The organism is Micromonospora sp. NPDC005979 (assembly GCF_040614415.1).
Lineage (GTDB): Bacteria > Actinomycetota > Actinomycetes > Mycobacteriales > Micromonosporaceae > Micromonospora.
Map to the genome: position 1 here is coordinate 93,092 of NZ_JBEXUR010000023.1, position 7,363 is coordinate 100,454.

The 7,363-nt window shown below is 71.8% G+C and carries 2 protein-coding genes; both read right to left on the reverse strand.

The window, feature by feature from the left end:
• Nucleotides 1-37: 37 nt before the first annotated feature.
• Nucleotides 38-1,231 carry an endo-1,4-beta-xylanase gene (locus ABZ272_RS28735; protein WP_355053058.1) on the reverse strand — a complete coding sequence of 398 codons (1,194 nt, stop codon included), beginning with the start codon at nt 1,229-1,231 and terminating at the stop codon, nt 38-40.
• 303 nt (nt 1,232-1,534) lie between these two features.
• Nucleotides 1,535-6,997, reverse strand: coding sequence for a carboxyl transferase domain-containing protein (locus ABZ272_RS28740; protein ID WP_355053059.1), 5,463 nt, complete (start codon nt 6,995-6,997; stop codon nt 1,535-1,537).
• Nucleotides 6,998-7,363: the final 366 nt, after the last annotated feature.

The window sequence follows — 7,363 nt, forward strand, 5'->3', positions numbered from 1 at the left end:
GTGCGGGGAGGGTGGACCCCGCACGACCCGTGCCGGTTCAGCGGTGCGGTCGGGGCGCGACGCGCGGCAGGACGTACGGCGGGCCGGCGAAGATCAGATCCGACTTCAGCTCCTGGTACGCCCGCTTGGGCTGGTAGTTCTCGTCGTAGATGGTGGCCAGGCCCTCCGGCGGGTCGTTGAACCAGTCCGGCACCCACGAGTACTTGTCGCTGAAACCCCAGACGGTGTACGACAGGCAGTCGCGTACGGCGAGGCACGCCTTCATCAGCACGCTGAAGTTGGCGGCCGACGCCTGCAACCGGGGGTTGATCTCCTCGGAGTTGCCGGCCTGGACGCCTGCGGTCAGCTGGCTACGAACGTCGACCTCGGTGAACGCGGTCGCCAGGCCGAGCGCGGAGAAGCGCTTCAGGGCGGCGGTCACCTGGAGGGTGTCGAAGTTGCCGTACTGGGTGCCCAGGTGGCCCTGCGAGCCGACGCCGTCGATCGGTACGCCCTTGGCGCGCAGGCCCTTGGCCATGTCGTAGACGAACTGCGTCTTGTCGTCGGCCGGGTTGCCCGAGCCGAACGCCTCGATGTTGTAGTCGTTGTAGAACAGCAGCGCCTTCGGGTCGGCGGCGCGGGCCCAGCGGAACGCGTCGGCGATGTAGTCCGGACCCAGGTTCTGCGCCCAGAAACCCTTGTAGTGCAGCGTCGACGGGGTGTCCCAGGGGTCGCTGACCGCCTCGTTGACGACGTCCCACTGCCAGATCTTGCCCTGGTAGCGGCTCACGACGGCGGTGATGTGCTTGCGCAGCAACTCGCGCAACTCCTGCTTGCTGATGGTGCCGTCGGCGACGCCGCTGGTGAGCCAGGCGGGCAGTTGGTTGTGCCAGACCAGCACGTGGCCCCGGACGCTCTGGCGGTTGCGCTGGGCGAACTGGATGAGCTGGTCGGCGGCCGTCCAGTCGTAGGTGCCCCGGGTGGGCTCCAGGCTCTCCCACTTCATCGCGTTCTCGGCGGTGACCGAGGAGAACTCCGAGGCGGCGAGCTGGCGGTAGCGCGGGTCGTTGGTGTCGTTGAGGGCTTCCGCGTTCACCGCGGTGCCGATCTTCAGGCCGTGGCGCTGGCCGAGGGCCGCGAGCGTCTGGGTGGTCGGGTCGTACGGCCGGCTCGCGGTGGCCGGAACCGCGTTCAACGCCGCAGCGGTCGCGACGGCGACGACGCCGGCGCTGATCCACCGTCTTGGCTTCATCTGCCTACCTCTCGATGATGATCGACAAATGTCGATCTTTGAAGGAAGGGTGCGGCCCGGGAATGAAAGGGCACGGGGGAGTGGCTTCGAAGAACCGGAAACTCGTTCGAAACATTATGGCCGTCGATGGGTCCCGTCAACTCTGAAAACTTCCGGAAAAGAGTCGGGTGAGCTGCGCGACTGTGGATAGTCATCGGATGAAAGTTTCGCCGCTGCACCGCGCGGCAGGGCGGCAACGGCAGTGGGGACGGCACCGACCCGGATGGGTCGGCGCCGTCCCCACTCAGCGGGACCGGCGGCCGATCAGGCGTTCAGCCGTTCCTCGATCGCCTCGATGACGCGCGGACGCAGCTCCGCGGCGCGGATGACCGCGTCCACCGAGCCGACCTCGACGGCCCGCTGGATGTTGTGCACCCGGTCGAACTCGGTAGCCACCTCGCCGAGCTTCTCCGCCCGCACCGAGGAGCGCAGCTCGTCGAGCTCGGCCGTCAGCGCGGCGCGCTCGGTGCCGGACGCGGCGGCGACCCGGGCCTCCAGGGCGCGTACCCGCTCGTCGGCGGCCGTACGGGCGTTGACGTCGGCGGAGAACACCACCGCGGCGGCGGGGGCGCCACCGAGCACCGAGGCGAACGAGCCTTCCAACGCGAGCACCGTCATGCTCGGGTTCAGCGCCTTCGAGAACACCACGAACGCGCCGCCGTGGTACCGCGAGATCACGCAGAACACGATCGGACCCTGGAAGTTGACGATCGCCCGGCCGATCTCCGCGCCGTACTCCAGTTGCAGCTTGCGCATCGACTCGGGCGAGCCGTCGAAGCCCGACAGGTTGGCCAGCACGACCAGCGGCCGGTTGCCGCTGGCCGCGTTGATGGCCCGCGCGGCCTTCTTCGACGAGCGGGGGAAGAGCGTGCCCGCCGTGTAGGTGTCCGGGCCGTCGGTGGGCGGGAACCCCCGACGCGGCACCGACCGGGACTCGATGCCGAGCAGGCACACCGGGATGCCGCCCAGGTGGGCGTCCTGCACGACCGCCGTGTCGGCGTCGGCCATGCCCGCCCACCGCTCCAGCACCGGGCGGTCCTGGTCGGCCAGGGCCCGCAGCACCGTCCGGATGTCGAACGGCTTCTTGCGGTCCGGGTTGGCCTCGGCCGAGAAGATCTCGCCGACCGTGCGGAACGGGCTGCCCGCCACGTCGTGCGGGAACTCCGAAATATCCCGGTCCACCGGGTCGGTGGTGGTCGACCGCCGGGGGGCCTCCTCGCCGGGGGCGACGTACGTGTGCTCGTAGTGGGCCATCAGCACGTCCCGCGCTGCGGTCAGGTTCGGCGCCCAGTACTGCGCCTGCCCGTTCGGGCCCATCACCCGGTCGTACCCGCCGATGCCGAAGTTGTCCTCGGCGGAGACGCCGCCGGAGAAGTCCAACGACTGCTTGCCGGTGAGCACCATCGCCGAATCCGGGGTCATCACCAGGACACCCTTGGTGTGCATGAGCATCGTGGCCTCGGCGTTCCAGTACGGCTGCGCGCCCACGTTGATGCCCGCGACCACGATGTTGATCTCACCGCCGGCCTGGGTGAACTCGACGATGCGCTTGAGCGCCGCCGCCACCCAGTCCATGTTCTCCGTACCCGAGGTCATCGAGATCCTGGCCCCGGCGGACAGCGCCCACCACTCCACCGGCACCCGCATCCGCTCGGCCAGGTCCAGCGCGGCGATCACGCGCCGGCACTCCGGCTCGGACAGCGCGCCCAACGACTTGGTCGGGTCGCCGAGCAGCACGACCCGGGTCACGCCCTGCGGGTGTCGCTCGGTGGGCGCGGTGACGACACCGGCGACGATCGCGGCGCGGTTGCGCCCCCTCGGCCGGTCCACCGGCACCAGCACGTGCGCGTCGTCGAGGTCGTGCTCGACGAACTCACCGAGCCGACCGGTCAGCTCGTACGGGTACACCGTGTTGCGGCTGCTGGCCCGCAGCACCTTCAGCCGGTACTCGTCGAGCGGCTCGACGGGCTCGGCCGGCGGCTCGCCCACGGTCAGCTCCGCGCCGCCCTGGGCGTCGAACGAGATCCGTACGGCGATCTTGGTCAGCTCACCGGTGCGCCGGTCCCGCTGACGCGCGATGAACAGGATCTCCTCCAGGCCGGCGCCCACCGTCGTCGGGCGCACCCGCCCGGCGATCATCTCCATCTCCTCGCGGGTCAGCTCGCTCGGCGGCCACACGTAGACGACGATCCGGTTGGTGGTGAAGCGCGTCTTCGACGGCCGGCGCGACTGGGCCCGGCGGATCGAGTCGAGGCAGGCCGCCACCGCGTCCTCGGCGGTGGGCAGCGCCACCAGCCGGCCGTCCTGCTCACGCAGCTCGGTCAGGTCACGTACCTGGGCGAACGCCACCAGGCGCTCGTCGGCCGGGTTCTCCCGCGCCACGCACTGGAAGAGGTAGACCTCCTCGTCCGACGACGGCAGCCGGGTCAGGTCGAACCTGTGCAGCCGCTCCAACTGCATCCGCTGCGCGATGTACGGGTGCAGACCGCGGATCAGCCGGTCCTCGACCATCCCGGCGTCCGACGGGCGGAAGGTGAAGTGGTGGTGCATCACCGCCCCGCCGCGCCCCGCGACGGTGGCGGTGAGCCGACGGACCTGCGCCGGCAGCGGATGGGCGGCGAGCACGTCGCGCAGCGCGGCGGCCATCGCGTCGAAGTCCTCCGGCTGGTTCTCCCAGCCGAGGTAGATGTCGGCGTCGACGGAGTCCTCGGCACCGGCCAGCTCGGCGAGCCCGCGCAGCGCGTCGCCCAGCCCGTCGAAGCGTACGGCCGCGGAGACCACGGTGGAGTCCGTCCGCTCGGCGACCACGAAGGAGCAGTCGGCGAACTCGCGGGTCCGCACCCGGTTGAGCGCCTTGTTGCCGTAGTAGCGGCGGGTGAGCACCTCCAGCATGACCGTGTTGTCGAGGTGGTGCCGCACGAGGCGCTGGCCCAGCAGACGGACCAGTGGCTCGGTGCTGCGGACCATCTCGGCGACGCGCCCGGCGCGGTCGGGCGAGTCCGGGTGGGCGTCCAGGTGTCGCAGGTGGGCCCGTACCTGCGCGTAGACGCGGGCGCGGTTGCGGCGCAGCAGCGGCTGCGCGAACCAGGCGAACACCACGCCCCGGGCCAGGTCGGCGATGGCGGGGAAGCGGACCTGCGTCGCGGCCACCAGCCGCTCCAACGCCAGACCGGCGGGCTCCCGCAGCGACTCGTCCGGCGGCGTCTCGCGCAGCCACTCGCGCAGCAGCGACGCCACGACGGTGGCGTCGACGGACGCGCGCTGCTGGGCCAGGAAGATCCGGAACACGGCGGCTTCCAGGCCGGGGGAGCGCTCCAGGTCGGTCACGCCGTAGTGGCTGAGCGCCTTGGCGAGCTTGGCCTGGAAGGCGTCCGGCAGGCCGGCCCGCTCCACGTCGAGGCTCTGCAGGTAGGTGTGCAGGTACTCCCGGTCGCTGCGGGCGTGCGCGCCGCCGTCCTCGCCGGTCGGCCGGTTCCGGCTCAGCTCGGCCAGGTCGGCGAACGCGTCGATGAGGTCCACCTCGGCGGCCAGCGGCCGGTGCCCGTCCTCGGCCGCCAACCGGCGTACGACGAGATAGTCGTCGAGCACCCGACGGTCGTCGTGCGGGTCGACGTCGAAGCCGAGCAGCAGGCCGCGCAGGTCCTCCTGACCGCGCCGGCTGCGCTCGTACGCCGACAGACCGGCGTCGGCGGCGGGCAGGTCCAGCTCGACGGTGGGGCCGCTCGGAGCGGCCACGGTGTCGGCGGCCTCGTCGGCGACCGGCTCCAGCCGCAGCAGCGGGGCGCCGGCCTCCACCTGGCTGCCCACCGAGACGGCGCACTCCTTGAGTCGGGCCCGGAACGGCGCGCGCAGCACCGTCTCCATCTTCATGGCCTCCAGCACCAGCACCGGCGCGCCCGCCTCGACCTCGGCGCCCACCTCCAGCGGGGTGGCGACGACGAGCGCCGGCATGGGGGAGCGCAGGACGCCACCCTCGTCGCGGCTGACCCGGTGCGTCACGCCGTCCACCTCGACGAGGTGGGTCGGGCCGTGGGTGCCCGTCAGCAGGCGGTAGCGGACGCCGTTGACGGCGATCTGACCGGTGTGCCGGTCGAAGCGGTCCAGCTCGACGTCGGCCGTGCGGACGTCGCCGCCCACCTCGATGCCCACGCGGAACCGGTGCGCCCCGATCCGGGCCACGCGCAGCCGGTAGGTGACGCCCCGCAGCTTGAGGTCCAACGGTCGGCCGCTGGCGTGCTGCACCTGCGGACGTCCACCGGCGGCGGTCGACAGCAGCCGCTGCCGCTCGGCGCGCTCCTCCTCCTCGTACGACTCGATCGCGGCGGCGGCCAGGGCGACCGCGGAGTGCCGGTGCGTGACGAGTCGGCCCTCGCCCCGGACCCGGTCGATCCAGCCGGTGTCGGCGCTGGCGTCGATGACCTCCGGCTGGTCGAGCAGGTCGAGCACGAAGCTCTTGTTCGTCGCGCCACCGTCGATGATCACGGTGGTGTCGGCCATCGCCCGCCGCAGCTTGCCCAGCGCCTCGTCCCGGTTCCGTCCGTACGCGATGATCTTCGCGATCATCGAGTCGAAGTCGGCCGGAATGGTGTCGCCCTCGCTGACGCCGGTGTCCACCCGGATGCCCGGCCCGGCGGGCAGGTCGAGCCGCGCGATCCGCCCCGGCGACGGCGCGAAGTCGCGGTCGGGGTCCTCGGCGTTGAGCCGGGCCTCGATGGCGTGCCCGCGCTCGACCGGCGGGTCACCCACGAGCCGCCCGCCCGACGCGACGTGCAGCTGCGCCTTGACCAGATCGAATCCGGTGGTCAGCTCGGTGATCGGGTGCTCGACCTGCAGGCGGGTGTTGACCTCCAGGAACGCGAACAGCCGGTCGCCGGGGTGGTAGAGGAACTCGACGGTCGCCGCGCCCCGGTAGCCGACCGCCACGGCGAGCCGCTCCGCCGACATCTTCAGCTCGGCGGCCTGCGCCTTGTCGAGCACCGGCGAGGCCGACTCCTCGATGACCTTCTGGTTGCGCCGCTGCACCGAGCAGTCCCGCACGCCCAGCGCCCACGCGGTGCCCTGACCGTCGGCGATCACCTGGACCTCGACGTGCCGGGCGCCGGTGACCAGGCGCTCCAGGAACACGATGCCGCTGCCGAACGCCCGCGCCGCCTCCTGGCTGGTGCGCTCGTACGCGTCGGCGAGTTCGGCGTCGCTGGTGACCACGCGGATGCCGCGCCCGCCGCCGCCGGCGGTGGCCTTGAGCATCAGCGGGTAGCCGATCTCGGCCGCTGCCGCCGTCGCGGCCTCCAGGGTCTCGACGGCGCCGCGACTCCACGGCGCGACCGGCACGCCGACCTCCTCGGCGATCAGCTTCGCGCCGATCTTGTCGCCGAGCTGGCGCATGGCCTCCGGACTCGGTCCGACGAAGGTGACCCCGATCTTCTCGCACAGCTCCGCGAAGGCGGGATCCTCGGCGACGAAGCCCCAGCCGACCCACGCGGCGTCGGCGCCGGTCTCGGTCAGGGCGCGCTCGAGCGTCGCGAGGTTCAGGTACGGGCGGGCCGACGCGGGCCCGAGGTCGTAGGCGATGTCGGCCTCGCGCACGAAGGTGGCCGTGCGGTCGACGTCGGTGTGGAGGGCGACCGTCTCGATCCGGCTGCCCGTCTCCGCGGCCAGCTCCCGGACCGCGTGGATGAGCCGCATGGCGGCCTCACCACGGTTGACGATGGCGACGCGGTTGAACACCCGACTGACCCCTTTGGTAGACCATCTGTACGTGCCGAGACGTGACGGCTCCCGGCAGTGATCACTTTTCCGGCTCGGAGCGGACGGCGCCATGGTGCAACGGCCGAACCAACCGCCGCTGATTTGTAGAGACCCCACAAAACTTTTTGGCTGTCAGCCGCCGGGTGCCGGATAGATGTCCCCTCTTCGCGATGAACGCCCTGACATCACCTTTCGGCTTCTTCACCCCATTGCGCCCGCCCTGGGCGCTGCCCGCACCCTCACCCGACCGGCCACTCGGCGGACCGACCGGCCGACCGGCCGACCGACCGGGCGGCCGACCGGGCGGCCGCCCGGGCGCGCGCCCGCCCCCCAACCCGGTAGGGG